This window comes from Pseudomonas sp. NFPP12 (genome assembly GCF_900103205.1).
In the GTDB taxonomy this organism is placed as follows: Bacteria; Pseudomonadota; Gammaproteobacteria; order Pseudomonadales; family Pseudomonadaceae; genus Aquipseudomonas; species Aquipseudomonas protegens.
In genome coordinates this window covers 117,615-144,414 of record NZ_FMWW01000001.1, presented here as the reverse complement: position 1 = coordinate 144,414, position 26,800 = coordinate 117,615, and the positions used below count along the sequence as shown (strand labels likewise).

Below are 26,800 nucleotides of genomic sequence, written 5' to 3'. Positions count from 1 at the left end.
ATGATCAAGCGTATCGCGCAAACCGCAGGTTTCACCGGCCTCTTGGCCGCCCTGCTGCTGACCCTGCTGCAAAGCTTCTGGGTCGCCCCGCTGATCCTGCAGGCGGAAACCTATGAAAAGGCCCCCGCGGCCGAAGTCCATGAGCACGCCGAAGGCGCCATGGCCGCCCACAGCCACGATGCCGAAGCCTGGGAGCCGGAAGACGGCTGGCAACGCGTGCTGTCCACCACCGGAGGCAACCTGGTGGTGGCCGTGGGCTTCGCCCTGATGCTGGCCGGCCTCTACACCCTGCGCGCGCCGAACCGCACGTCCCAGGGACTGCTCTGGGGCCTGGCCGGCTATGCCACCTTCTGCCTGGCGCCGACCCTGGGCCTGCCGCCGGAACTGCCGGGCACCGCCGCAGCCGACCTGGCACAGCGGCAGATCTGGTGGGTCGGCACCGCCGCCTCCACCGCTGTGGGCATTGCCCTGATCGTGTTCGCCCGCAACTGGCTGCTGAAGATCCTGGGCGCGGCCATCATCGCCGTACCCCACGTGATCGGCGCGCCGCAGCCGGAAGTGCATTCGATGCTGGCCCCGGAAGAACTGGAAGCGCAATTCAAGATCGCCTCGCAGCTGACCAATGCGGCCTTCTGGCTGGCCCTCGGGCTGATCAGCGCCTGGTTGTTCCGGCGCAAGAGCGCGGGCCAGTACTCGGCATGATCGAAGTGAGCGCAGCGCCGACCCTGGTGGTCGGCCTGGGCTGCCAGAAAGGCTGCCCGGTGACCACGCTGCGCGCCTTGCTCGACCAGGTCCTGGCGGCGCACCAGTGGCAGGCCCGGCAGGTCCTGGCCCTGGCCAGCATCGACCTCAAGCGCGACGAACCCGGCCTGCTGCAACTGGCGGAGCAACTGCAACTGCCGCTGACCTGTTTCAGCAGCGGCCAGCTCGCCCCCTTTGCCCTGCGCCTGAGCCACCGTTCACAGATCGCCTTCGAACGTACCGGCTGCTACGGCGTGGCCGAAAGTGCTGCCCTGGCCCTGGCCGAACAGCTGTCACCCGGCCCGGCCACACTGCTTGTTCCCCGGCAAAAATACGCCCAGGCCACCCTGGCATTGGTCGCCGCCCGGTAGAATCCCCGATAATCCCCACCTTCGATCATGAGCAATCTTCATCTGAAGCACGGCTCCCGACCTTTTTTCACAGGACACAGCCATGACTGTCTATTTCATCGGCGCCGGCCCCGGCGACCCGGAACTGATCACCGTCAAGGGCCAGCGCCTGATCCATCGTTGCCCGGTGATCATCTACGCCGGCTCCCTGGTCCCCCAGGCAGTGCTCGACGGGCACCGCGCGGAGCGGGTGATCAATAGCGCCGAACTGCACCTGGAGCAGATCATCGAGGCCATCAAGCAGGCCCATGCCCGGGGCCAGGACGTGGCCCGGGTACATTCCGGCGACCCGAGCCTGTATGGCGCCATCGGCGAGCAGATCCGCTGCCTGCGGGAGCTGGGCATCCCCTTCGAGATCATCCCCGGGGTCACCGCCACCGCCGCCTGCGCTGCGCTGCTGGGGGCCGAACTGACCCTGCCGGACGTCTCCCAAAGCGTGATTCTTACCCGCTACGCGGACAAGACCGCGATGCCTGCCGGCGAGGATTTCGCCAGCCTGGCGGCCCACGGCGCCACCATGGCCATTCACCTGGGGGTCAATCACCTGCCGAAGATCGTTGCCGAGTTGCTGCCCCACTACGGCGCAGACTGCCCGATTGCAGTGGTGCACCGCGCCACCTGGCCGGATCAGGACTGGGCCCTGGGAACCCTGGCGGACATCGTCGACCAGGTGGCGGCCAAGGGTTTTCGGCGCACGGCACTGATCCTGGTGGGCCGGGTGCTGGCCACGGATGCATTCAGCGAATCGTCGCTGTACCGCGCCGGGCACGCCCACCTCTACCGCCCTTGACCCCCTTTGCGGGAGCTGGCTTGCCAGCGAAGGCGATCTGGGAATTGGTGCAAGGCTCTAGCGCCCTTTCGCCGGCAAGCCGGCTCCTACGGAGGCTTTTGGGGGGAGCTGGCTTGGGGGCATAAAAAAACGGCGCTCACGGGGCGCCGTTTTTTCAAGTCGCAGCGAACGCCTTAGTAGTAGGCGTTTTCTTTCTGCGTGTGGTCGGTGACGTCACGTACGCCCTTGAGCTCCGGAATGCGCTCGAGCAGGGTGCGCTCGATGCCTTCCTTCAAGGTCACGTCGGCCTGGCCGCAGCCCTGGCAACCGCCGCCGAACTGCAACACGGCAATGCCGTCCTCGACCACGTCGATCAGGCTGACCTGGCCGCCGTGGCTGGCCAGCCCCGGGTTGATCTCGGTTTGCAGGTAGTAGTTGATGCGCTCGTTGACCGGGCTGTCGGCATTGACCATCGGCACCTTGGCGTTGGGCGCCTTGATGGTCAGCTGGCCGCCCATGCGGTCGGTGGCGTAGTCGACCACCGCATCATCGAGGAAACCTTCGCTGAAGGCGTCGATGTAGGCGGTGAAGCTTTTGAGGCCCAAGGCCTTGTCTTCGGGTTTCTCTTCGCCCGGCTTGCAATAGGCGATGCAGGTCTCGGCGTACTGAGTCCCTGGCTGGGTGATGAAGATGCGGATGCCAATCCCCGGGGTGTTCTGCTTGGATAGCAGATCAGCCAGATAATCGTGGGCGGCGTCGGTAATGGTTATGGCGCTCATGGTGGTTCCTCGCAGACGTGGGCGCAGTTTACGCCAATCCAAGCCGCTGACAAAGTCCTAGTATTTTTGTCGGGATAGACTTTGGTATAGAGCGTCCCCGGGCCGCGCCAAGGCGCAGTCCGGGGGCGATGACAGCTCTATGTCAGAGGTTTTCGTAACGGTTCATGTCCAGGACCCCGGCTTCCACCGGGTCGGTTTCCTGCAGGTAGCGGGTCTGGTCATGGAAGTACTGCCAGAACTGCGGATGGCTGCGGCGGATGCCCCAGCGCTCGACGATCTTCTCGAAGCTGGCGGCGTCCCGGGCCGCCTGCATGGCGTCGACGAACTCCGGCACTTGCCCGGCCGGTACGTTGAACATGAAGTTCGGATAGCTGCTGAGAATCCCCGGGAATATGGTCAGGGTGTCCAGCCCCGGCTGGTAGCGCAGCGACTCGCCGAGCATGAAGGCCACGTTGCTGTGGGCGCGGTTGCGCAGCATGCTGTAGAACTCGCGCTTGCCGCTGGCGGTCTGGACACGCAGCAAGGTCGCCTCCGGCAACTGCTCGATGACCTTGAGGCCCGCCGCCGGGCGCGATGCCAGGCGGCTCAGGGCCTGCTCGGCATCCTGCAGCGCCGGGTCGATGTTCGGGCGTGAGCAGTAGGCGCTGTCACAGCGGTTGATCGGATCCGGCTTGGCGTTGAGGTCGCCATAGCGGGCCAGCAGCTGGTTGGCGAAGTCCTTTTTCGGGTCCTTGAGGTCGAGCTTCAGCGCGCTGCGCTTGTCGTCGTCGATGGACTCGTAATCCAGCCACATCTTGAACTTGCCGCTGTTCTGGTACCAATCGTCGAGGAAATCCTCGCGGGTGCCGGCGGGCATCAGGCGCAGGAAGTTCTGCTCCGCGCCATTGCGGATCAGGTCGAAGTACAACCGGGTCTGGGCCTGGTGGGAGACGTTGCCGAACACGTCGAAGTTCACCGCCAATTGATAGTAGGTGCGCTCCAGCAGCGGGTAGTCGAACAGCCACATCGTCTGTGGCACTTCGCCGATCAGGCCCTTGGTCACCGAGGCGCTGTCGAAGTGGCGGAAGATGCTCAGCAGCGCGTTGTCGTTGCCGGCCCACAGGGTCGACCAGCTGGGCGCCGGCGAATCGGCATAGGAATCGCGGCGCAGGGCCTCGTACTCGTTGCGCTTGTCGCGATAGGCCAGCCACAGGCTGAGCACGCTGCCCACGTCGTCGTTCTGCCCGGGCATGGCCAGCAACGGCGTGGCCTGGCCGCGATAGGCCGGGTCGGTGATGTACAGGTCATGTTCGGGGGCCTGGAACAGCGCCCAGAAGTTGTCGCGGATCACGTCGGTGGCGATCTGCCCGCGGCAGACCGGGCCACGGATAAAGGTGCGCACGAAGTATTCGGCGTTATCCAGCATGAACTGGTAGCGGGCCTTGGCCGGAATCGCCTCGAAGGTCTCGAACGGATTGGCCCGGCGCGCCGGCCCGTAGCCCGGCAGGGCCGTGACCTGCCAGTCGCCGCTGTAGAACAGGGTCTTGACCCGGGCCATCTTCGCCGCGCTCAGCGGGTAGGTGATATGGGTCTTGTGCACGATCACCCCTTGCACCGGCCACAGGCGGTAGTACACCTGGGTGCCCGGGTCGTCGTTGGGGCGACGGGTGTTGATCAGGTCGATGGGCTGGCCACTGGGGGTACGGGAACGCACCCACTGGAAGAAATGCCCCGGCTCGCCGCCTTCAAAATAGAGATGGGCGAGGAACAAGTGTTCGTAGAGCCAGCGCGCCACCAGGCTCTCGCGGGCGCCAGGGGCGTTGAGCAGGTTTTCCCACTGAGCCACTTGCAGGCTTTCCCGGGCACTGGGGGCCAGGCCTTGCTCGTCGATGGGCGCGCCCGAGGCCAGCCAGCGTTGCAGGGTCAGGTATTGCTGATCGGTCAGGCCGGTGACCGCCAGGGGCATGCCTTCCTTGGGGTGAGCCCCGGCATAGGCGTCGAACTCCGCCGGCTGCGGGCACATGTTCTCGCGGCTCAGGCCCAGGGCGATCTCGCTGGGCAACTTGGCGTTGGGTTGCAGCGGGGTGCGATGGCCCAGTTCCAGCATGCGGGCCATCAGCGCCGCCTGGCTGCCTTGGGCGTCAAGCACCGAATAGAAGCCCTTCTGCTGCCAGGCACGCTGGCCGGTGGCGTCATAGAACAGCCGCGTAGGCGCTTGGGCCTTGCTGCGCTCGCCGTCGTACACCGGAATCTTCGAAGCACCGCGGCTGGCCCCTTCACCACTGCCCAGGTTGAGCTGACAGGCGGAGTCGTAACAGGCATGACAGGCCACGCATTTCTCGGTAAAGATCGGCTGGATGTCGCGGGTATAGGAAATCGCCGGCGCCGGACCTTGTGCCAGGCACACTGAACTCAGAAGCAGCAGCGCGCTGCTGACGATAAAACGAAACGGCATGTCCCTGGTCCCGAAAGAAAAAAACGCCGCGATTCTACCGGTCTCACCCCTCGACCAACATGAACGATATTCATGCAAAAACCACGCATGCCGCAAAACCATGCAGGTTTGCTATGATCGCCGCCCTTCGCAATGGCCTTACCAGGTAGTTCTCATGTCTGATCGCAGTGCTCGCCTCCACGCCCTCCAGCAAGCCCTCAAAGAGCGCATTCTGATTCTCGATGGCGGCATGGGCACCATGATCCAGAGCTACAAGCTCGAAGAGCATGACTACCGTGGCAAGCGCTTCGCCGACTGGCCCAGCGACGTCAAGGGCAACAACGACCTGTTGGTGCTGACCCGCCCGGACGTGATCGGCGCCATCGAAAAAGCCTACCTGGATGCCGGTGCCGACATCCTCGAGACCAATACCTTCAACGCCACCCAAGTGTCCCAGGCCGACTACGGCATGGAAGAACTGGTCTACGAATTGAACGTAGAAGGCGCCCGCCTGGCGCGCAAGGTGGCGGACGCGAAAACCCTCGAGACCCCGGACAAGCCACGTTTCGTCGCTGGCGTCCTGGGCCCGACCAGCCGCACCTGCTCGCTGTCGCCGGACGTCAACAACCCCGGCTACCGCAACGTCACCTTCGATGAACTGGTGGAAAACTACACCGAGGCCACCAAGGGCCTGATCGAAGGCGGTGCCGACCTGATCCTGATCGAGACCATCTTCGACACCTTGAACGCCAAGGCCGCGATCTTCGCCGTGCAGGGCGTGTTCGAGGAGTTGGGCTTCGAACTGCCGATCATGATTTCCGGGACCATCACCGATGCTTCCGGGCGCACCCTCTCCGGCCAGACCACCGAAGCCTTCTGGAACTCCGTGGCCCATGCCAAGCCGATCTCGGTGGGCCTGAACTGCGCCCTGGGCGCCAGCGAGCTGCGCCCCTATCTGGAAGAGCTGTCGAACAAGGCCAGCACCCACGTCTCGGCGCACCCCAACGCCGGCCTGCCGAACGAGTTCGGCGAGTACGACGAGTTGCCGGAACAAACCGCCAAGGTCATCGAAGAGTTCGCCCAGAGCGGCTTCCTCAATATCGTCGGCGGCTGCTGCGGCACCACCCCGGGGCATATCGGCGCCATCGCCAAGGCCGTGGCCGGTTATGCCCCGCGACAGATCCCGGACATCCCCAAGGCCTGCCGCCTGTCGGGCCTGGAGCCCTTCACCATCGATCGCAACTCGCTGTTCGTGAACGTCGGCGAGCGCACCAACATCACCGGCTCGGCCAAGTTCGCCCGGCTGATCCGCGAGGACAACTACACCGAGGCCCTGGAGGTCGCCCTGCAGCAGGTGGAGGCCGGCGCCCAGGTGATCGACATCAACATGGACGAGGGGATGCTGGATTCGAAGAAGGCCATGGTCACCTTCCTCAATCTGATTGCCGGCGAGCCGGACATCTCCCGCGTGCCGATCATGATCGACTCCTCCAAGTGGGAAGTGATCGAAGCCGGCCTCAAGTGCATCCAGGGCAAGGGCATCGTCAACTCCATCAGCATGAAGGAAGGCGTCGAGCAGTTCATTCACCACGCCAAGCTGTGCAAACGCTACGGCGCCGCCGTGGTGGTGATGGCCTTCGACGAGGTCGGCCAGGCCGATACCGAGGCGCGCAAGAAGGAAATCTGCAAGCGCTCCTACGACATCCTGGTCAATGAAGTGGGCTTCCCGCCGGAAGACATCATCTTCGACCCGAACATCTTCGCCGTGGCCACCGGCATCGAGGAACACAACAACTACGCCGTTGATTTCATCAACGCCTGCGCCTATATCCGCGACGAGCTGCCCTATGCCCTGAGCTCCGGCGGTGTGTCCAACGTGTCGTTCTCGTTCCGCGGCAACAACCCGGTGCGTGAAGCGATCCACTCGGTGTTCCTGCTGTACGCGATCCGCAACGGCCTGACCATGGGCATCGTCAACGCCGGCCAGCTGGAGATCTACGACCAGATCCCGCAACAGCTGCGCGACGCCGTGGAAGACGTGGTGCTCAACCGCACGCCCAACGGCACCGACGCGCTGCTGGCCATCGCCGACCAGTTCAAGGGCGACGGTAGCGTCAAGGAAGCGGAAACCGAGGAATGGCGTAGCTGGGAAGTCAACAAGCGCCTGGAACACGCGCTGGTCAAGGGCATCACCACCCATATCGTCGAAGACACAGAAGAGTCGCGCCAGAGCTTCAGCCGCCCGATCGAGGTGATCGAAGGCCCGCTGATGTCCGGCATGAACGTGGTCGGCGACCTGTTCGGCGCCGGCAAGATGTTCCTGCCCCAGGTGGTTAAATCCGCCCGGGTCATGAAACAGGCGGTGGCCCACCTGATTCCCTTCATCGAGTTGGAAAAAGGCGACAAGCCGGAAGCCAAGGGCAAGATCCTCATGGCCACGGTCAAGGGCGACGTGCACGACATCGGCAAGAACATCGTCGGCGTGGTCCTGGGCTGCAACGGCTACGACATCGTCGACCTCGGGGTGATGGTGCCGGCGGAGAAGATCCTGCAGGTGGCCAAGGAGCACAAGTGCGACATCATCGGCCTGTCCGGGCTGATCACCCCGTCCCTGGACGAGATGGTCCACGTCGCCCGCGAGATGCAGCGCCAGGATTTCCACCTGCCGCTGATGATCGGTGGCGCCACCACCTCCAAGGCCCACACCGCGGTGAAGATCGAGCCTAAATACAGTAATGACGCGGTGGTCTACGTCACCGACGCCTCGCGCGCGGTGGGCGTGGCCACCCAGCTGCTGTCCAAGGAGCTCAAGGCCGGCTTCGTACAGAAGACCCGCGAGGAATACGTGGAAGTGCGCGAGCGCACCGCCAACCGCAGCGCCCGCACCGAGCGCCTGAGCTACCCGGCGGCCATCGCCAAGAAGCCGCAGTTCGACTGGAGCAGCTACCAGCCGGTCAAACCGACCTTCACCGGCGCCCGGGTGCTGGACAACATCGACCTCAAGGTGCTGGCCGAATACATCGACTGGACGCCGTTCTTCATCTCCTGGGACCTGGCCGGCAAGTTCCCGCGCATCCTCGAAGACGAAGTGGTGGGCGAAGCTGCCACCGCGCTGTACAAGGACGCCCGGGAAATGCTCGACAAGCTGATCAACGAAAAGCTGATCAGCGCCCGCGCCGTGTTCGGCTTCTGGCCGGCCAACCAGGTGCAGGACGACGACCTGGAAGTCTACGGCGATGACGGCCAGCCCCTGGCGCGCCTGCACCACCTGCGCCAGCAGATCATCAAGACCGATGGCAAGCCGAACTTCTCCCTGGCCGACTTCGTGGCGCCCAAGGACAGCGGCGTCACCGACTACGTCGGCGGCTTCATCACCACCGCCGGAATCGGCGCCGAAGAAGTGGCCAAGGCCTACCAGGATGCCGGCGACGACTACAACTCGATCATGGTCAAGGCGCTGGCCGACCGCCTGGCCGAGGCCTGCGCCGAGTGGCTGCACCAGCAGGTGCGCAAGGAGTACTGGGGTTATGCCAAGGACGAACAACTGGACAACGAGGCGCTGATCAAGGAGCAGTACAGCGGTATCCGCCCTGCCCCGGGCTACCCGGCCTGCCCGGACCACACCGAGAAGAGCACTCTGTTCGCCCTGCTCGACCCCGAGGCCAGCGAAGGCCGTGCCGGCCGTAGCGGCGTGTTCCTTACCGAGCACTTCGCCATGTTCCCGGCGGCCGCCGTCAGCGGCTGGTACTTCGCTCACCCGCAGGCGCAGTACTTCGCCGTGGGCAAGATCGACCAGGACCAGGTCCAGAGCTACACCGAACGCAAGGGCCAGGACCTGGCCGTGAGCGAACGCTGGCTGGCACCCAACCTGGGCTACGACAACTGACCCAGGTTGTGCAGGAGCCGGTTTGCCGGCGAAGGCGGTCCCCGGGGCTTCTTCGCTGGCAAGCCCATTCCTGCAGCCGCCCGCCACCCCGGGCGGCATTGTCTATGCTCTGTTGACACCCAACCGTGTCGAGGGATTTATGGACGATCCAAGCAAGGACAATCAGCCTCCGACCTTCCTGCAGATGCTGCAAAGCGTGCTGGCCGCCGCTTTCGGCGTACAGAGCGGGAAGAACCGCGCCCGCGACTTCAGCCACGGCAAGCCCAGCCACTTCATCGTGCTGGGCATTCTGTTCACCACCCTGTTTGTTCTGGTGCTGCTGGGCATCGCCAACCTGGCGATGCACCTGGCGGGGGTCTGAAGCGGCGTCAGCGCAGCAACAGCTGCAAACCGAAGGGATAGCGGTAGCTGTCCGGCTTGCCTTGGGCGGACAGCCCGCGAAAATCGACCCTGGTGCCCACCTGATCCCCCAGGCGCAGCAACTCCCGGGCCTGGGCCGGGGTCAATGCCTGGAACAGCGACAGCTGCCAATCCGGCCCGCCCAGGCGCCGGGCGTCCAGCCCCAGGGCATCATCGTGCAACACCACCAGGGCCCAGCCACCCAGGGTAAAGTGCCCCGCCTCCAGCACCGACAACTTGCCGTCGATCAGGGCCTGCAAGGCCTCGGGCGAACTGTTGACTCCACTGAACAGCAGATCCGCTCCCGGCTTGCGGCCCAGTTCTCGGGCCGCTTGCATGGCCCCCAGGGCCATTTCGTCATTGGCCGACCAGACCAATTGGGTTTTCGGGTAGCGCTTGAGCAACTGTTGCGCCTGGCGGTAGGCGCGCTCCCGGTTCCATTCGCCATAGACCAACTGACGCAAATGCACCTGCGGATGTTCGGCCAGGGCCCGGCGCAAGCCGCGCTCGCGCAACTGCGCCGCAGGTGTGACCTTGAGCCCGGAAAATGCCAGGAGTTCGATGCCGTGCCCTGCCGGGACCGGCCCAAGCTTGTGCAGCAGCTCCTTGAGCATGCGGTAGCCGGCTTCCTCATCGTCGCCCACCATGCTGCCGATCCAGTCCGAATAGTTCTGCCGGCTCTGCCCGATCAGTTCCCGCTGGTCCAGGGTCAAAGGGCTGTTGACGATAAACAGCTTGATCCCGGAGCCCTGGGACAGACGCAGGATCTGCGGAGCCACGTACTGTTCGTTCACCAGCATCAGGTAATCGGGTTTGTCGCGGCCCTGGAACAGCTCCCGGGCCTGCTGCAGAGTGTTCTGCGGATCGCGCTCGGCATAGAGGATGCGCAGGTCAAGCCCCAGGTCCCGGGCCGCGGCCTGCATGAATTGCGAATAACTGACCCAGAAGGTCTCCGTGGAATTGCCGGGATTGAGAAACACCACCGATGTGGCATGAGCGACCGCCCAGAACGGCAGACTCAGGCACAACAGCCACTTGCACAGACGCTTGAACATTACGAGAAGAGCCCCAGAATTTCGCCCAGGCAGTATAACTGGCAAAGTGCTGGCCAACGGCGGCAAATTGTCATGATTGTCCGACAATTCAGGCTCTTTTTTATCGCTCGACTACTGGTGACTGACCCAGAACACGGCCGTACCCACGACCAGTATGATCAGAAAGAGAATGGCCCAAGCATCAACGCTACTGTCACTTTTCCTTACTTTGGTTGGATGGCTCATAGCATCGCCTCTAGTAGATTTTGTCGGTGACTGCTCAAAGACACGTCCACAGTTAAGACCAGGATTGCCCCTACCACAAATGGGGTTACTCTCACGCCCCTACCGTTAGTCGTTTTGGTTCTGTGCATATACTCAAACATCACTTTTGCGCATAACCGCAAACTGGTATCGTTCGGCGGCTCCGTTGGGAGTGCGCGGCCGTGCGCGCAGATTTGCTTACATGGGTGGCGTGAAGCGTGAACGAAGGCAAGACGAGGTGAGACCGGCGAAAACCGCGCTGGACGCCAGTCCGAGCAGCGTACCGAAGCCGTTCACCGCAGTATTTGCCAAGTGCGCTTGAGCGCCGCCTGTAGCCTGAGAACTGGACCTATATGTACGTATACGACGAGTACGATCAGCGGATCATCGAGGACCGCGTCAAGCAGTTCCGTGATCAGACCCGACGCTATCTGGCAGGCGAGCTGAGCGAAGAAGAATTCCGCCCCCTGCGCCTGCAGAATGGCCTTTATATCCAACGTTTTGCCCCGATGCTGCGGGTCGCCGTGCCTTACGGCCAACTGACCTCGCGCCAAGCGCGGATGATGGCCAAGATTGCCCGCGACTACGACAAGGGCTACGCGCACATCAGTACCCGGCAGAACGTGCAGTTCAACTGGCCGGCCCTGGAAGACATCCCGGACATCCTCGCCGAACTGGCCACCGTGCAGATGCACGCGATCCAGACCAGCGGCAACTGCCTGCGCAACGTCACCACCGACCAGTTCGCCGGTGTCGCCGCCGACGAGCTGATCGACCCGCGCCCCTGGTGCGAGATCGTCCGCCAGTGGACCACCTTCCACCCGGAATTTGCCTACCTGCCGCGCAAGTTCAAGATCGCCATCAACGGCTCGACCTCTGACCGCGCGGCCATCGAAGTCCATGACATCGGCCTTGAGCCTGTGTACAACGCCGCCGGTGAGCTGGGTTTCCGCGTGCTGGTGGGTGGCGGCCTGGGCCGTACCCCGGTGGTCGGTGCCTTCATCAACGAGTTCCTGCCGTGGCAGGACCTGCTGAGCTACCTCGACGCCATCCTGCGGGTCTACAACCGCTACGGCCGGCGTGACAACAAGTACAAGGCGCGGATCAAGATCCTGGTCAAGGCCCTGACCCCTGAAGTGTTCGCCGAGAAGGTCGAGGCCGAGATGGCCCACCTGCGCGGCGGCCAGACCACCCTGACCGATGCCGAAGTGCATCGCGTGGCCAAGCACTTCGTCGACCCGGACTACAAGACCCTGAGCAACCAGGACACCGAACTGGCCGCCCTGGACCAGCAGCACCCGGGCTTTGCCCGCTGGCGCACGCGCAACACCCTGGCCCACAAGAAGCCGGGCTACGTGGCCGTGACCCTGTCGCTCAAGCCCACCGGCGTAGCGCCGGGAGACGTTACCGACAAGCAGTTCGACGCCATCGCCGACCTGGCCGACCGTTACAGTTTCGGCCAGCTGCGCACCTCCCACGAGCAGAACATCATTCTCGCCGACGTCGAGCAGAGCCAACTGTTCACCCTGTGGGGCGAGTTGCGGGAGAACGGCTTCGCCACGCCGAACATCGGCCTCTTGACCGACATTATCTGCTGCCCGGGCGGCGACTTCTGCTCCCTGGCCAACGCCAAGTCGATCCCGATCGCCGAATCCATCCAGCGCCGTTTCGACGACCTGGACTACCTGTTCGACATCGGCGAACTGGACCTGAACATCTCCGGTTGCATGAACGCCTGCGGCCACCACCACGTGGGCCATATCGGCATCCTCGGGGTGGACAAGAAAGGCGAGGAGTTCTACCAAGTGTCCCTGGGTGGCAGCGCCAGCCGCGACGCCAGCCTGGGCAAGATCCTCGGCCCGTCCTTCGCCCAGGACGACATGCCCGACGTGATCTCGAAGCTGATCGATGTGTACGTGGAACAACGTACCGAAGACGAACGCTTCATCGACACCTATCAACGTATTGGCATCGACCTCTTCAAGGAGCGCGTCTATGCAGCGAATCATTAAGAACAACGAGGTCATCGACGAAACCTGGCACCTGCTGCCCAAGGACGCGACCCTCGACGGCATTTCCAACTGCGACGACCTGATCGTGCCACTGGCCCTGTGGCGCGAGCATGCTCACGCCCTCAAGGCTCGCGACGGCGGCCTGGGCGTGTGGCTGGATGCTGACGAAGAAGCCGAAGAGATCGGTGACGACGTCCAGCATTTTCAGGTGATTGCCCTGAACTTCCCGGCCTTCACCGATGGCCGCAACTACTCCAACGCCCGTTTGCTGCGTGACCGCTACGGCTACAAGGGCGAGTTGCGAGCGATTGGCGACGTGTTGCGCGACCAGCTGTTCTACCTGCACCGCTGCGGCTTCGACGCCTATGCACTGCGGGCCGACAAGGACCCCTACGAAGCCCTGGAAAGCCTCAAGGACTTCTCGGTGACCTACCAGGCCGCCACCGACGAACCGCTACCGCTGTTCCGTCGCCGCTAAGCCCTGGCGCCAACAAAAAGCCCTGAACCGGGAAACCGGTTCAGGGCTTTTTTGTGCAGACCTACCACTCTCACCGTAGGAGCCGGCTTGCCGGCGAAGAGGCCCTTGGGCCTTGTGCAAAGCCTGCGACCGCCTTCGCTGGCAAGCCAGCTCCTACAGCAGACGCCCGCAAACGACGCACTCCCTGTAGGAGCCGGCTTGCCGGCGAAGAGGCCCTCGGGCCTTGTGCAAAGCTTGCAACCGCCTTCGCTGGCAAGCCAGCTCCTACAAAGCCAGCGCCTACAAGGCCGGGGGGTTACCAGAAGCGCTGTTGGGTCAGGCGGCTCCACCAGGTCAGCAGCACGCGGTCGATGGAGCCGCTGGCCGCCAGCCCTACCCGCTCTTGCAGGCTCTTGCGCTCGGCATAGTGCAAGTGGAAGACCTCGGCACTCTTGGCCTTGTCCGCCAGGTATTCGTCACTGGTCTGCAACTCGTCCACCAGCAGTTTTTCCTGCGCCGCCACGCCCAGCCAGACTTCACCAGTGGCCACTTCATCAATGGCCAGTTGCGGGCGATAGCGGGAAACGAAGTTCTTGAACAGTTGATGGGTGACGTCCAGGTCTTCCTGGAATTTTTCCCGGCCCTTCTCGGTATTTTCGCCAAACACCGTCAAGGTGCGCTTGTACTCACCAGCGGTCAGCACTTCGAAATCGATGTCGTGCTTCTTCAGCAGGCGGTTGACGTTGGGCAACTGGGCCACCACGCCAATGGAACCGAGGATGGCGAACGGCGCGCTGATAATCTTTTCACCGATGCAGGCCATCATGTAGCCGCCGCTGGCCGCTACCTTGTCGATGCACACCGTCAGCGGTACGCCAGCCTGGCGGATACGCGCCAGCTGCGACGAAGCCAGCCCGTAGCTGTGGACCATGCCGCCACCGCTCTCCAGGCGCAGCACCACTTCATCCTTGGGCGTTGCCAGGCTCAGCAGGGCAGTGATTTCATGGCGCAGCCCTTCGGTGGCCGAAGCCTTGATGTCGCCATTGAAGTCCAGCACGAAGACCCGGGGCTTGGCCTCGGCCGGCTGTTTCTTGTGCTTCTTCTGGCTCTTTTCGCTCTTGCTCTTGGCCTTGCGCAGGGCCTTGAGCTGATCCTTGTCCAGCAGGCTCTGCTCCAGGCGCTCGCGCAGTTCCTTGTAGAAATCATTCAGCTTGCTGACCTGCAACTGCCCCACACCCTTGCGCCGCCCTTTGCTGCGCAGCGCAGCGGCGGTGATCAGCACCACCAGGATGGCGACCACCAGGGTCACGGTCTTGGCCAGGAAACTGGCGTATTCGGCGATAAACTCCACAGGGACTCCTCAAACATGGACCGCTGCCAACGAGCGGCGTAATGGGCTAAAGCATACCGGCGCGACTGGTCGGCCACCAGTCGGGAAACCTTGTGTAACCAAGCTCCAACAATCATTTCAAACAAGCGTATGTTTTTTCATTGACAGCTCACCGGCATCCTCATAACCTCGCAAAACTTTCAACGTACCGGGATGACGCGGACGTGGGCAGCATCTACTTGATTCGACATGGCCAGGCCTCCTTCGGTGCAGACGACTACGACGTGCTGTCGGCTACCGGCGTGCGCCAGGCGGCGGTGCTCGGTGAACACCTGGCAGCGCTGGGCATCGGCTTCGATCGCTGCCTGTCCGGCGATCTGCGGCGCCAGCAGCACACCGCCCAGGCCGCTCTGGAACAGATGAGCGCCGCAGGCTTTGACAGCCCGGCCCTGGAAATAGATTCCGCCTTCAACGAATTCGATGCCGACGCCATCATCCGCGCCCTGCTGCCCGACCTGCTGCCCCAGGAACCCGAAGCCCTGAACATCCTGCGCAACGCCGCGCAGAACCGCGGTGAGTTCCAGCGCATCTTCGCCCTGATCATCCAGCGCTGGCTGGCCGGCACCTACGACCCACCTGGCCTGGAAAGCTGGCTGGGTTTTGTCGAACGGGTCCAGGGCGGCCTGCAACGGATTCTCGAAGCAGCCAACAACCAGCAGAAGATCGCCGTGTTCACCTCCGGCGGCACCATCACCGCCCTGCTCCACCTGATTACCCGGATGCCCGCCCAGCAGGCTTTCGAACTGAATTGGCAAATCGTCAACACCTCGCTCAACCAGCTGAAGTTCCGCGGTCGCGAGGTGTCCCTGGCTTCCTTCAACGGTCATGCCCATCTGCAACTGTTGAAGGCCCCGGAGCTCATCACCTTCCGTTGAGCCCGGCTTACTGTGACCCTTGCTGTAACCACCCCATAAAAGGATCGAACCATGACCTCCGTAGCTGACGCCGTACAAGCCATGCAAGCCAAGTTCAACCCAGCTGCCGCTGCCGGCCTGGACCTGGTTTTCGGTTTCCGCATCGATGACTCCAAGCACTTCTCGCTGGTCGTCAAGGACAGCACCTGCGAACTCAAGGAAGGCGAGAACCCGGACGCCCAGGTCACCCTGGTGATGGACGGCGAAACCCTGGACGGCATCGTCAGCGGCGAGACCGACGGCATGCAAGCCTTCATGGGCGGCAAGCTGCGCGCCGAAGGCGACATGATGCTGGCCATGAAACTGAGCGAGCTGTTCCCAGCCTAAGACCGCGCAAGGTCCGGCTGTACCCGAATCCCGCCCCTGTGGCGGGATTCGTCGTTTCTGGCTGCCGCAACCGCTCTGGCCCGTGCCTTTGCCCTGAATCAATACCGCTGGGCGGCTGGCATTTCAGGCGAGACGCTTGATTGATCTCGGTCAGTTCCCACCCCGCAACGCCCCTCTACTCTTGCGCCTTCCATCGCGGCCAGGGACGGCTCAGCCGGAGCCACCTGCCATACCGCCATCACTCACGGAAGAGTCTGCATTATGCGATCACTGAAGATCATCCTGCTGTCTACCGCCTTCAACGGCCTGACCCAACGCGCCTGGCTCGACCTGCGCCAGGCCGGCCACCGCCCTAGCGTGGTGCTGTTCACCAGCGAAGAAGAGGTCTGCCGGCAGATCGAAGAGGCCGAGGCCGACCTAGTGATCTGCCCGTTCCTCAAGGACCGGGTCCCCCAGCAACTGTGGAGCCATCCCAAGCGCCCGGTGGTGATCATCCACCCGGGTATCGTCGGCGACCGCGGGGCCAGCGCCCTGGACTGGGCCATCAGCAAGGAACTCAAGCGCTGGGGCGTCACCGCGTTGCAGGCGGTGGAAGAAATGGACGCCGGGCCGATCTGGTCGACCCACGAATTCAACCTGCCCGCCGGGCTGCGCAAGTCCGAGCTGTACAACGGCCTGGTGAGCGACGCGGCGATTCACTGTATCCGCGACGTGGTGGAGAAATTCCGCAACGGCTACATCCCCCAGCCCCTGGACTACGACAAACCCTCGGTCCTCGGGCGCCTGCAACCGAATATGAAGCAATCCGACCGCACCTTCAGCTGGCACGACAGCGCCCAGTTCATCAAGCGCAGCATCGATGCCGCCGACGGTCAGCCCGGCGTCCTGGCCAGCCTCGCCGGCGGCCAGTACTACGTGTACGACGCCCACCTGGATTCGCGCACCGGCATGCCCGGGCAACTGCTGGCGGTGCACGACGACGCAGTACTGGTGGCCTGTGGCGATCACAGCCTGTGGATCGGCTCCCTGCGCCAGAAGCCCCAGCCTAGCGAAGAAACCTTCAAGCGCCCCGCCCGCCACGTGCTCGGCGAGCGCCTGGCCGATGTCCCGGTGCTGGACTGGTCGGTGGCCAACAGCCCGTTCAGCACCGAGGCCTACCAACCTATCCGCTACCGCGAAACGGGCAAGGTCGGCGAACTGACCTTCGAGTTCTACAACGGCGCCATGAGCACCGAACAGTGCCAACGCCTGGTCAGCGCCCTGCGCTGGGCCAAGGCCCGGGACACCCAGGTGCTGCTGGTGCGTGGCGGCCGCGGTGCCTTCAGCAACGGCGTGCACCTCAACGTGATCCAGGCCGCCGAAGTACCGGGCCTGGAAGCCTGGGCCAATATCCAGGCCATCGACGACGTCTGCCTGGAACTGCTCACCGCCCGCCAACTGGTGGTCAGCGGCCTGACCGGCAATGCCGGCGCCGGCGGCCTGATGCTGGCCCTGGCCGCGGACGTGGTCCTGGCCCGCGCCGACACCGTGTACAACCCCCACTACAAGAGCATGGGCCTGTACGGCTCCGAGTACTGGACCTACAGCCTGCCCCGCGCCGTCGGCCAGGCCATGGCCAAGCAGTTGACCGAAGCCTGCCTGCCCATCAGCGCCCTCCAGGCCCTGCAGATGGGCATGGTGCAGGAGATCGGCCCACGCTGCCCGGACGAGTTCGGCCTGTGGCTGCTGCAACGGGCCAACGGCGTTCTCAACGACCCGCGCTACCAGCACCTGCGCCAGCGCAAGCTGGATGCCGACCCGCAACTGATGCAGCACTGCCGCAACGCCGAACTGGAAGAGATGCACATGGACATGGTGCAGAACCGCAAGGGCTTCGCCGAGAAATGCAGCAACTTCGTCTACAAGCGCAAGACCTGCTGCACCCCGGAGCGGCTGATCGAAGCCTGGGCCAAACCCCAGGACATCGCCCTGGTGGGCTGACCCAAAGCCCTCCCCCCTGAACCGTCGCCCGGTTCGCCGGGTGACAACTTCAGCGCTGTGGCTGCAACAGCAACGCCACCAGCGCCGTCCAGCCGGTCTGGTGGCTAGCCCCCAGGCCGCGCCCGGTTTCGCCATGGAAGTATTCATGGAATAGCACCAGCTCGCGGTCCTCGGCATCCACCTGCAACTGCGGGTAACCGCTCATGGACGGCCTGCGCCCGTCCTCGTCCAGTAGAAACAGTCGCGTCAGGCGCTGGCTCAAGCCGTCGGCCACTTCCTCCAGGGACGCCAGATACCCGGAGCCCCGCGGGTACTCCACCGAGAAGTTGACGTCGTAATAGCGGTGAAACTCGCGCAGCGACTCGATCAGCATGTAGTTGATCGGCATCCACAGCGGCCCGCGCCAGTTGGAATTGCCGCCATACAGCCGTGAATCGGACTCCGCCGGCTCATAACGGGCGCAGAGCTGCTTGCCGTCCACCTGCATGGCGAATTGATGCTCGAAGGCCTTGGACAGGGAACGAATGCCGTAGGCAGACAAGAACTCGCTTTCGTCGAGCATGCGCTTGAGCAGGTCCTTGGTGCGTTCGCCGCGCAACAGCGCCAGGAGCATGCGGTTGCCCTTGCCCGGCTCGAACCAGCGCGAGACCAGGCTCGCCAGGTCCGGCCGGTGGTGCAAAAAGCCCAGCAGGCGCTGGGCCAGCCCCGGAAGGTTTTCGTGCTCATGCTGCTCCAGCACCTGCACCGCGAACAGCGGCATCAGTCCGACGATGGAGCGCAGGCGCAGGGGTTCGTTCTGCCCATCAGGGCGGTGCAGCACGTCGTAGAAGAACTGGTCCTGTTCGTCCCACAGCCCCTCGGCGCTTTCATCCACGCGGTTGATGGCCCCGGCGATATACAGGAAGTGCTCGAAGAACTTCACCGCAATGTCCACGTACACCCCATTGCGCTTGGCCAGTTCCAGGGCGATGCGCATCAGGTCCAGGGCGTAGGCCGCGACCCAGGCCGTGCCATCGGCCTGATCCAGGGTGAAGCCATCAGGCAACGGCGCGGAACGATCGAACAGGGCGATATTGTCCAGGCCGAGGAAGCCGCCCTGGAACAGGTTGCGGCCTTCTGCGTCCTTGCGGTTGACCCACCAGGAAAAATTCAGCAGCAGCTTGTGGAATATGCGTTCGAGAAAATCCAGGTCACCGACGCCAGTCAGGGACTTTTCCTGCTGGTAGACCCGCCAGCAGGCCCAGGCGTGCACCGGCGGATTGGCGTCGTCAAAACGCCACTCGTACGCGGGCAACTGGCCGTTGGGATGCATGAAGCGATCCTTCACCAGCAGCAATAACTGCTGCTTGGCAAAGCCGGGATCGATCAGGGCAAAGGCTACCGCCTGGAAACCCAAGTCCCAGGAGGCATACCAGGGGTACTCCCAGGTGTCGGGCATGGAGACGATGTCGCAGTTGGACAGATGGCGCCAATGGGTGTTGCGCAGATGCTCGCGTTCACTAGGGGGCACCGGCTGCCCGGGATCACCATCAAGCCACTGGTTGACGTCGAAGTAGTACAGCTGCTTGGACCACAGCAACCCCGCCAGGGCCTGGCGCTGGACATTGCGCGCGTCGCTACTGGCGATGCCTTGCTGCAACGCCCCGTAGAACTCATCGGCCTCGCGCCGGCGCTGCTCGAACAGGCGGCGGGCGCTGACCGGATCGCTACCGGCCGGGGCAAAGCGCAGGAACAGGCGCTTGCTCTCGCCGCCCGCCAGATCCAGGACGAAGTGCGCCGCCACCCGGGTGCCGCCATCGAAACTCACCGCACTGGCCTGTCCATCCACCAGGTAGTCGTTGAAACCATCCTTGAACGGCCCGGGTGACGCCAGCCCGTCCAGCTTGGGGAAATTGCTGTCGTTGTTGCAGAACAGCCACTGGCAGGGCTCGGCCCCCCAGGCGGTGATCTGCCGGTCGGGCAGTTGCCCATGCCGCGCCAGCACCTTGTCGCCCTCCAGGCGCAAGCTCGGCCGCGGTGCGTCGCCGCCCCAGCTCCAGGTGTTGCGCGCCCAGACCTGGGGCAGCACCCGCAGCCGCGCCGGCTGGTGGAAACGGTTGTGCACGGTGATGAGCATGAAAATGTCATCGGCCCTGTGCTTGGCGTATTCCACCGTCACGTCGAAGTAGCGGTTGTCCTCGAAGACCCCGGTATCGAGGATCTCGTACTCGGTGTCGTTCAGGCCGCGACGGGCGTTTTCCGCCACCAGGTCGGCATAGGGGAAAGCCGCATGGGGGTACTTGTAGAGCATGCGCATATAGGCATGGCTGGGCACGCCGTCGAGGTAGAAGTACAGCTCCTTGACGTCCTCGCCGTGGTTGCCCTCGGCATTGTTCAGGCCGAACAGGCGCTCCTTGAGAATGCTGTCGTGTTCATTCCACAGCGCCAGCCCCAGGCACCAGTGCTGGGCCTTGTCGGAGAACCCGGCCAGCCCGTCCTCGCCCCAGCGGTAGGCGCGGCTGCGGGCATGTTCGTGGGGGAAGTAGCTCCAGGCATCGCCATCGGCGCTGTAGTCCTCGCGCACCGTGCCCCACTGTCGTTCACTCAGGTACGGCCCCCACTGGCGCCAGAGCTCGGCGTCGCTGCCCTGCAGGCGCCGACCTTCAACCGTATCGAGGATGCTGCTGGTGGATTTTGCCGGCATGGGGGAGTGTCCTTGGCCATGGAGGTGACTTGCAGTGTAGGGGCGACCTGCCGCGCCGCCCCATGACAAATGTTTCACGGTACGAAGACCCAAGGCGGCGAAAAGCCCACGAGACATGCGGGCCAGAGCCATTGCGGCTAAATTTTTCGCCCCTGGCTCGTTATAATCGGCAACCCTTTTATGGCAATGCGGATTCGATGATGTTCAGTTGCAAAGCGTTTTTCCCGGGCGCACTGCTCGCGGCAGCCTTCTCGACCCAGGCTGAAGGCCTTGACCTGAGCTACCCGCAGCCCCCGTTACCGGCCACCCCCATCCAGACCCCGGCGCCCCAGGGCGACATGTCGACCTTCAAACTGCAATTCAAGCCAGCCATCAGCTATGAGCACAATTGCAGCGGCCAATGCACCTACGAAACCAATATCGACCAGTTGCACGACCGCGAAACCCGCCACAGCGCAAGCGTCGGCTTCGACTGAGCCCGACCATTAAACCTGCGGCACGCTTGATCCACACTCGCGCTCCTGAGCAGGAAGTCCTGCCCTGCCGGCGAAGAGGCCCGCAGCCTTGTGCAGGCCTTGCGACCGCCTTCGCTGCCAAGCCAGCTCCTACACATGCGTCCAGCATCGCGCAAAATTCCGTAGAAGCCGGCTTGCCGGCGAAGAGGCCCCGAGGCCTTGTGCAAACCTTGAAGCCAGCTCCTGCGGGTTTCGTGAGGGTTGGACGGGGGTGGAAGCCGCTCGGTTGTCCAGCTACGACCCCTCAACACCAAAAACGACACCCCATTCCCTCAGGCGGTTGACGCGCCGCCCTCATCTCTATTTATTACTATTTATCCGCATTAATACGATAAATAGCCGCCCATGCTGAAACGCCCCGTTCGCCGCAAACGCCAGAAGCTTTCCGACGTGATTGTCGAGTCGGTGAAGCGTTCCATCGTCACCGATGCCCTGCGCCCCGGGGATCGCCTGCCCACCGAGAAGGAGTTGATGGAAAGCTTCCAATGCTCCAAGGGCTCGGCCCGGGAGGCGCTCAAGGCGCTGGAGGTGGAGGGGCTGGTCAATACCCGCACCGGGCCCAACGGCGGCGCTTACCTGAACCAGGCCGGCACCGAGCCGGCCAGCCGCGCGCTGCGCAACTACCTGCACTTCCAGCACATGGACGGCGAGCAGGTCTATCAGTTGCGCAAGGTGATCGAGGTGGAGCTGGCGGTGTCGGTAATCGGGCGCTTGAGCGAGGCGGATTTCAAGGCCCTGCAGGACAATATCGACTTCTGCAGCCAACCCGAGGACAGCGAGGCCGGCCAGCGCGAGCAGCGCATCGCCGAGCTGGAGTTCCACAACCTGCTGGGGCGGGCCTGCCCCAACCCGCTGCTGAGTTTCATGGCGCAGTTTCTCAACGATTTGCTGCGCGACCTGGTGGTGCTGAAGAAGGCCTACAAGCCCAAGCGCAAGCAGTTCGACGCCGCCAACCTGGATTACCACAAACGCTTGCTGCTGGCCTTGCGCGCCGAAGATGAAAGCGCAGTGCGCCAGTTGATGCACGAACACATGTGCGACGCCGAGCACCACATGACCGCCCTGGAAGGCGAAGTCACCCAGCACTTCCTGCTGGAGTTCGACCACCACCGATAGCGCCCGCCGTCCACCGCTTTGCCAATAACAAGCCTGAACACAGGCTGCTACGTCGATTCGCCATTGCCACTCCTGCCAATAACTAAACCAGGGAGTTACCCCATGCAGCGTCGTACGTTGTTGAAAGCCGGTCTGGCCGTTAGCGGTGCCCTCAGCCTCGGGCTGGGGGTGCGCAACGCCTTTGCCGCCGAACCCTTTACCTTTTACGGTTTGAAGTCGATGTCCGGCGCCTTTGCCAGCTACGGCAAGTTCGCCGACATGGGCTCACGACTGGCGGTGGAGCAGTACCCGACCCTGCTGGGGCGACCGCTGCACTACAAGGTGATCGACACCGAGGGCAACGCCGGCAAGGCGGTGCGCCGGGTCCAGGAGGCGATTGCCCAGGACGGCGCGCGGTTCTTCCAGGGCTGCACCCTGTCGTCTTCGGCGCTGGCGGTGGCCAAGGAGGTGGGCAAGGTCGGCGGGGTGTTCATGACCCCGGTGGGCGCCGATGAGGTCACCGGCAAGGACTGCAATGCCTCGACCTTTCGCTGGTCGGTGCCCACCTACGGCGCCATCCGCGAAACCATGGTGCCGCTGATCAAGTTGCTGCCCGAGGCCAAGCGCTGGTACACCATCACCCCGCAATACGTGTTCGGCGAAGCCTTGCTGGAAGGGGCGAAGCAGGTCTGTGCCGAACACGGCATCGAGCACATCGGCAACAGCTACCATTCCTTGCAGGAGCAGGAGTTCTCCGGCTACCTGACCAATGCCATCGCCGCCCGCCCTGATGTGCTGGTGCTGTTGAACTTCGGCAGCCAGTCATCCAACGCCCTGCGCCAGGCGGTGAACTTCGGCATCAAGGAACGCATGAAGGTGCTGCTGGTATGGTCCGCCGGGCTCGACCAGTTCCAGGAGCTGGGCAGCGACGTCTTGGAAGGCGTCTACCTCGGCGCGCAGTACTGGCATCAGGTGGACACCCCGCTCAATCGCGAACTGGTGAAGCTGACCCAGGCCAAGTACGGCATCAACCCCACCTACCCGCTGGCCGCCGACTACATCGGCAGCAAGATCATCCTCGACACCATTGCCGCCACCGGCAGTTTTGACGGCGCTACAGTGGCCAAGGCCATGCAGGGCCTGACCTACCAGGGCCCCACCGGCGAGGAGAGCATCCGCGCCGGCGACCATCAGGTGATCAAGGATTACTACCTGCTGGTGGGCAAGGCCGCCGCCACGATGCGCGACAAGGACGACCTGGCCGAAGTGCTCAGCGCCGGTCGCTCGTTCCCGGATGTCAGCGCCACCGGCTGCACCCTGGCCTGACGCTCGACACTTCTATCGCTGGCTACAGGCAGCGGGCTCCGTCCAAGGGCTCCCTGCCGAGGGTTCCTGCATGCTTAATTTGTACCTGTTCCAGATCCTCAACGGCCTCGGGCTGGGGATGATCTACTTCCTGATCGCGGTGGGCCTGACGATCATTTTCGGCCTGCTGAACTTCGTCAACTTCGCCCATGGCGCGTTCTTCGTGCTCGGCGCCTACATCTGCTACACCGCCGTCAGCCTGACCGGCAACTTCTGGCTGGCCCTGGTGCTCGCGCCCCTGGTGGTGGCGGCCCTGGCCTGGATCATCGAGCGCCTGTTGATCCAGCGCATCTACCACTTGCCGCACATGTTCCAGATCCTGGTGACCCTGGGCATCGCGCTGATCATCCAGGAAGCCAGCGTGATGATCTGGGGCCCGGTGGGCAAGGCCGTGGCGGTGCCGGAACTGCTGCGCGGGGTGCTGGTGATCGGCGACTTCGTCTACCCCTACTACCGCCTGTTCCTGATCCTGTTCTCGGCCCTGGTGGGGCTGGGCCTGTGGCTGCTGCTGGAGTGCACGCGCTTCGGTGCCCTGGTGCGGGCCGGCAGTGAAAGCACCGAGACCGTGTCGCTGCTGGGCACCAATATCTTTCGCCTGTTTTCCATGACCTTCGCCCTCGGCGTGGCCCTGGCCGGGATCGCCGGGGTGCTGTTCGCGCCCTTGCGCGGCGCCCAGCCCTTTGTCGGCCCGGAGATTCTCGGGGTGGCCTTCGTGGTGGTGGTGATCGGCGGCATGGGCTCGTTCGGCGGCGCCCTGGTGGGCGGCCTGCTGGTGGGGGTGGTGCAAAGCCTGATGACCAGCCTCTGGCCCCAGGGCGCCAGCCTGATGATCTACGGCGCCATGGCGGCAGTCATTCTGGTGCGTCCTTACGGCCTGTTCGGGAGAGCATGATCATGAGCGAGAAAAACCCCCTGCCCTTTGCCAAGACTCAATCGCGCGGCCTGCTGTGGCTGGTGATCGCGGTGCTGATCGGCCTGCCCCTGGTGCTGCCGTCGGCGACCCTGGCCAGCGAGATCCTGATCTTCGCCCTCGCCGCACTGGCCTGTAACCTGCTGCTGGGCTACACCGGGCTGCTGTCGTTCGGCCAGGGCATCTTCTTCGGCGCCGGTGCCTACTGCGCCGCCCTGTTGATGATCCATCTGCAGCTGGGGCTGTTCAGTGCCCTGCTCGGCGCGGCGCTGGTGGGAGCCTTGCTGGCACTGCTGGTGGGCGCCCTGGCGATCCGCCGCACCGGCATCTACTTCGTCATGCTGACCCTGGCCTTCAGCCAGATGGCCTACTTCATCGCCTACACCCTCAGCGACTGGACCGGCGGCGACAACGGCCTGCTCAGCGTGCCGCGCCCGGAGATCCGCATCGGTGACACGGTGCTGCTGTCCCTGGCCGACGCGCGCTATTTCTACGGCTTTGTCGCGGTGCTGTTCCTGCTGATCTTCATCGGTGCCCGGCGGGTGATCGCCTCGCCGTTCGGCAGCACCCTGATGGCCATCCGCGAGAACGAAACCCGCGCCGCCGCCATCGGCTACGACACCCGGCATTTCAAGATCCTGGTGTTCATGCTCTCCGGCGCGGTCACCGGGATTGCCGGGGCGCTGTACGCCATGCTCCTGCACTTCGTGCCGCTGTCGAACATCGACCTGGCGATGTCGGAAAACATCCTGATCATGACCATCGTCGGCGGCACCGGCTCGCTGTTCGGTTCCCTGCTCGGCGCCGGCGCCATCGTGCTGCTGGGCGAGTTCCTCTCCGAGCTGTGGCCACGCTGGCTGATTCTGCTGGGGGTGATCCTGATCCTGGTGGTGGTGTTCATGCGTGGCGGTTTGTGGGGCGGCTTGTCGAGCCTGGCGGAACGCCTCAAAGGTTCACGCAAGACGGCCTTGCTGGCCGAGGAGAAACGCTCATGAGCAAGCCTGCGCAGTACCTGCTGGAAACCCAGAACCTGGAGCTGGCCTACGGTGCCTTCCACGCGGTCAACGGGGTCAACCTCAAGGTCGAGGCCGGCACCATCCACACCATCATCGGCCCCAACGGCGCCGGCAAGACCAGCCTGTTCCACTGCCTGACCGGCGAACGCCAGGCCACCGCCGGGGCCATCCGTTTCAACGGCAAGAACATCATCAAGAAACCCGCCCATGGCCGGGTCGGCCTGGGCATGGCGCGTTCCTTCCAGCTCACCAGCCTGTTCCAGAACCTCAGCGTGCGGGAGAACCTGCGCCTGGCCGCGCAGGGCCGCGACGGCCTGGGGGCCCTGAACTTCTGGCGCCACGTGGATAGCCGCCGCGAGCACCTGGAGGTGGCCGACCAGGTGCTGGAGCGCCTGCAACTCACGGCCCGGGCCCAGACCCTGGCTGGCGAGCTGTCCCACGGCCAGCAACGGGTGCTGGAAGTGGGCATGTCGATCTGTTCGAAACCGCAATTGCTGATGCTCGACGAGCCCACCTCGGGCATGGGTATCGACGACATTCCGATCATGACCCAACTGATCAGCGACCTGGGCCGCGACCACACGGTGCTGCTGATCGAACACAACATGAGCATCGTCATGTCCATCAGCCAGCGCATCACCGTGATGAGCCACGGCCAGATCCTGGTCGAGGGCACGCCGGATGTGGTGCGCGCCGATGAGCGTGTGCGTGTCGCCTACCTGGGAGAAGCCGCCTGATGCTGACCGTCGAGAACATCCATTCCTACTACGACAAGAGCCACGTGCTCGAAGGTGTCTCGCTCAAGGTGGAGGCCGGTGAACTGGTGACCCTGCTGGGGCGCAACGGCGCGGGCAAGACCACCACCTTGCGCAGCATCCTGGGGATCATCTGCCCGCGCCAGGGCCAGATCCACTTCAACGGCCAGCAACTGGTGGGCCAGAAGATCTTCGAGATCGCCCGCCAGGGCCTGGCCCTGGTGCCGGAACACCGGGGCATCTTTCGCCTGCTCAGCGTCGAGGAAAACCTGCGCATCGCCCAGCGCAAGACCAGCCGCTGGCAACTGGACGACATCTACCGAATGTTTCCGCGGCTCAAGGAACGCCGCAAGAACGCCGGCCACGCCCTGTCCGGCGGCGAACAGCAGATGCTGGCCATCGCCCGTGCCCTGCTCAATGACCCCAAGCTGCTGATCCTCGACGAACCCACCGAGGGCCTGGCGCCGGTGATCGTCGACGAGCTGGTGAAGATCCTGCGCACCCTCAAGGAAGGCGGCCTTCCGGTGCTGCTGGTGGAACAGAACCTGATGGTCTGCGACAAGCTCGCCGACCGTCACTACGTGCTCGAACAGGGCCGCGTGGTCTACCAGGGCAGCGCCGCCGAATTTCGCGCCGACCCGACCATCAAGAACCGCTACCTGGCCCTGAGCGCCTGACGGGAGAAA

The 26,800-nt window shown here is 63.9% G+C and carries 22 protein-coding genes; 17 read left to right on the top strand and 5 right to left on the bottom strand.

Going from position 1 to position 26,800, the window contains the following annotated elements; translation table 11 throughout:
* The 3 genes from BLS75_RS00610 to cobM all read left to right on the top strand — a co-directional run bounded on the left by BLS75_RS00610 (window position 1) and on the right by cobM (window position 1,941).
* Window positions 1–702, top strand: coding sequence for a CbtA family protein (locus BLS75_RS00610; protein ID WP_019094336.1), 702 nt, complete (start codon window positions 1–3; stop codon window positions 700–702).
* Window positions 699–1,112 (top strand): cobalamin biosynthesis protein, encoded by a 414-nt coding sequence (locus BLS75_RS00605; RefSeq protein ID WP_072449945.1) that lies wholly within the window; start codon window positions 699–701, stop codon window positions 1,110–1,112. The genes BLS75_RS00610 and BLS75_RS00605 overlap by 4 nt, the downstream gene beginning before the upstream one ends.
* 82 nt (window positions 1,113–1,194) lie before the next feature.
* The gene (gene cobM, locus BLS75_RS00600; protein ID WP_015636081.1) at window positions 1,195–1,941 is read left to right on the top strand and encodes a precorrin-4 C(11)-methyltransferase; all 747 of its coding nucleotides are present in this window, start codon (window positions 1,195–1,197) and stop codon (window positions 1,939–1,941) included.
* Between the two features lie 173 nt (window positions 1,942–2,114).
* Here the strand turns inward: cobM and nfuA are convergent, their stop codons facing one another.
* Both nfuA and BLS75_RS00590 read right to left on the bottom strand, forming a co-directional pair.
* Complete coding sequence (gene nfuA / locus BLS75_RS00595) at window positions 2,115–2,699, bottom strand: Fe-S biogenesis protein NfuA (protein ID WP_011061936.1); 585 nt, start codon at window positions 2,697–2,699, stop codon at window positions 2,115–2,117.
* A gap of 142 nt (window positions 2,700–2,841) precedes the next feature.
* Window positions 2,842–5,133 (bottom strand): fatty acid cis/trans isomerase, encoded by a 2,292-nt coding sequence (locus BLS75_RS00590; RefSeq protein ID WP_053152490.1) that lies wholly within the window; start codon window positions 5,131–5,133, stop codon window positions 2,842–2,844.
* Between the two features lie 154 nt (window positions 5,134–5,287).
* On the opposite strand from BLS75_RS00590, the gene metH reads away from it, so the two are divergent.
* Both metH and BLS75_RS00580 read left to right on the top strand, forming a co-directional pair.
* Window positions 5,288–8,998, top strand: coding sequence for a methionine synthase (metH, locus tag BLS75_RS00585; protein WP_072449944.1), 3,711 nt, complete (start codon window positions 5,288–5,290; stop codon window positions 8,996–8,998).
* A gap of 139 nt (window positions 8,999–9,137) precedes the next feature.
* A complete protein-coding gene (locus tag BLS75_RS00580) occupies window positions 9,138–9,359 on the top strand; it encodes a DUF2970 domain-containing protein (RefSeq protein ID WP_015636084.1) in 222 nt (73 codons plus the stop codon).
* Between the two features lie 7 nt (window positions 9,360–9,366).
* Here BLS75_RS00580 and BLS75_RS00575 read toward each other — a convergent pair whose 3' ends face one another.
* Window positions 9,367–10,452, bottom strand: a complete 1,086-nt coding sequence (locus BLS75_RS00575) for an ABC transporter substrate-binding protein (RefSeq protein ID WP_072449943.1) — start codon at window positions 10,450–10,452, stop codon at window positions 9,367–9,369.
* A 596-nt stretch (window positions 10,453–11,048) separates the two neighbouring features.
* Between BLS75_RS00575 and BLS75_RS00570 the strand changes: the two genes are divergently transcribed.
* Window positions 11,049–12,707 carry a nitrite/sulfite reductase gene (locus BLS75_RS00570; protein ID WP_072449942.1) on the top strand — a complete coding sequence of 553 codons (1,659 nt, stop codon included), beginning with the start codon at window positions 11,049–11,051 and terminating at the stop codon, window positions 12,705–12,707.
* The gene (locus tag BLS75_RS00565) at window positions 12,691–13,185 is read left to right on the top strand and encodes a DUF934 domain-containing protein (RefSeq protein ID WP_072449941.1); all 495 of its coding nucleotides are present in this window, start codon (window positions 12,691–12,693) and stop codon (window positions 13,183–13,185) included. Before BLS75_RS00570 ends, BLS75_RS00565 begins: the two co-directional genes overlap by 17 nt.
* Window positions 13,186–13,480: 295 nt before the next feature.
* Here BLS75_RS00565 and sohB read toward each other — a convergent pair whose 3' ends face one another.
* The gene (sohB, locus tag BLS75_RS00560; RefSeq protein ID WP_019094331.1) at window positions 13,481–14,515 is read right to left on the bottom strand and encodes a protease SohB; all 1,035 of its coding nucleotides are present in this window, start codon (window positions 14,513–14,515) and stop codon (window positions 13,481–13,483) included.
* 203 nt (window positions 14,516–14,718) lie between these two features.
* Here sohB and BLS75_RS00555 point away from each other — a divergent pair, with 203 nt between their 5' ends.
* From BLS75_RS00555 to BLS75_RS00545, 3 genes are all read left to right on the top strand, one after another.
* Window positions 14,719–15,429, top strand: coding sequence for a histidine phosphatase family protein (locus BLS75_RS00555; RefSeq protein WP_019094330.1), 711 nt, complete (start codon window positions 14,719–14,721; stop codon window positions 15,427–15,429).
* 51 nt (window positions 15,430–15,480) lie between these two features.
* Window positions 15,481–15,795 (top strand): SCP2 sterol-binding domain-containing protein, encoded by a 315-nt coding sequence (locus BLS75_RS00550; RefSeq protein WP_011061945.1) that lies wholly within the window; start codon window positions 15,481–15,483, stop codon window positions 15,793–15,795.
* 261 nt (window positions 15,796–16,056) lie between these two features.
* Window positions 16,057–17,775 (top strand): hydrogenase maturation protein, encoded by a 1,719-nt coding sequence (locus BLS75_RS00545; RefSeq protein ID WP_072449940.1) that lies wholly within the window; start codon window positions 16,057–16,059, stop codon window positions 17,773–17,775.
* A gap of 49 nt (window positions 17,776–17,824) precedes the next feature.
* On the opposite strand, the gene BLS75_RS00540 is transcribed toward BLS75_RS00545, so the two are convergent.
* A complete protein-coding gene (locus tag BLS75_RS00540) occupies window positions 17,825–20,458 on the bottom strand; it encodes an MGH1-like glycoside hydrolase domain-containing protein (RefSeq protein ID WP_072449939.1) in 2,634 nt (877 codons plus the stop codon).
* A 200-nt stretch (window positions 20,459–20,658) separates the two neighbouring features.
* Between BLS75_RS00540 and BLS75_RS00535 the strand changes: the two genes are divergently transcribed.
* From BLS75_RS00535 to BLS75_RS00505, 7 genes are all read left to right on the top strand, one after another.
* Entirely contained in the window at window positions 20,659–20,934 is a 276-nt protein-coding gene (locus BLS75_RS00535; RefSeq protein WP_176876670.1) for a hypothetical protein, read from the top strand.
* Between the two features lie 384 nt (window positions 20,935–21,318).
* Entirely contained in the window at window positions 21,319–22,089 is a 771-nt protein-coding gene (locus BLS75_RS00530) for a FadR/GntR family transcriptional regulator (RefSeq protein ID WP_072449937.1), read from the top strand.
* Between the two features lie 102 nt (window positions 22,090–22,191).
* Complete coding sequence (locus BLS75_RS00525) at window positions 22,192–23,394, top strand: ABC transporter substrate-binding protein (protein ID WP_072449936.1); 1,203 nt, start codon at window positions 22,192–22,194, stop codon at window positions 23,392–23,394.
* Between the two features lie 70 nt (window positions 23,395–23,464).
* Window positions 23,465–24,325 carry a branched-chain amino acid ABC transporter permease gene (locus BLS75_RS00520; protein ID WP_072449935.1) on the top strand — a complete coding sequence of 287 codons (861 nt, stop codon included), beginning with the start codon at window positions 23,465–23,467 and terminating at the stop codon, window positions 24,323–24,325.
* Window positions 24,326–24,327: 2 nt separating this feature from the next.
* Entirely contained in the window at window positions 24,328–25,338 is a 1,011-nt protein-coding gene (locus BLS75_RS00515; RefSeq protein ID WP_011061952.1) for a branched-chain amino acid ABC transporter permease, read from the top strand.
* Window positions 25,335–26,096, top strand: coding sequence for an ABC transporter ATP-binding protein (locus tag BLS75_RS00510; protein WP_011061953.1), 762 nt, complete (start codon window positions 25,335–25,337; stop codon window positions 26,094–26,096). The genes BLS75_RS00515 and BLS75_RS00510 overlap by 4 nt, the downstream gene beginning before the upstream one ends.
* Window positions 26,096–26,791, top strand: a complete 696-nt coding sequence (locus BLS75_RS00505) for an ABC transporter ATP-binding protein (RefSeq protein ID WP_015636097.1) — start codon at window positions 26,096–26,098, stop codon at window positions 26,789–26,791. Before BLS75_RS00510 ends, BLS75_RS00505 begins: the two co-directional genes overlap by 1 nt.
* Window positions 26,792–26,800 lie beyond the last annotated feature (9 nt).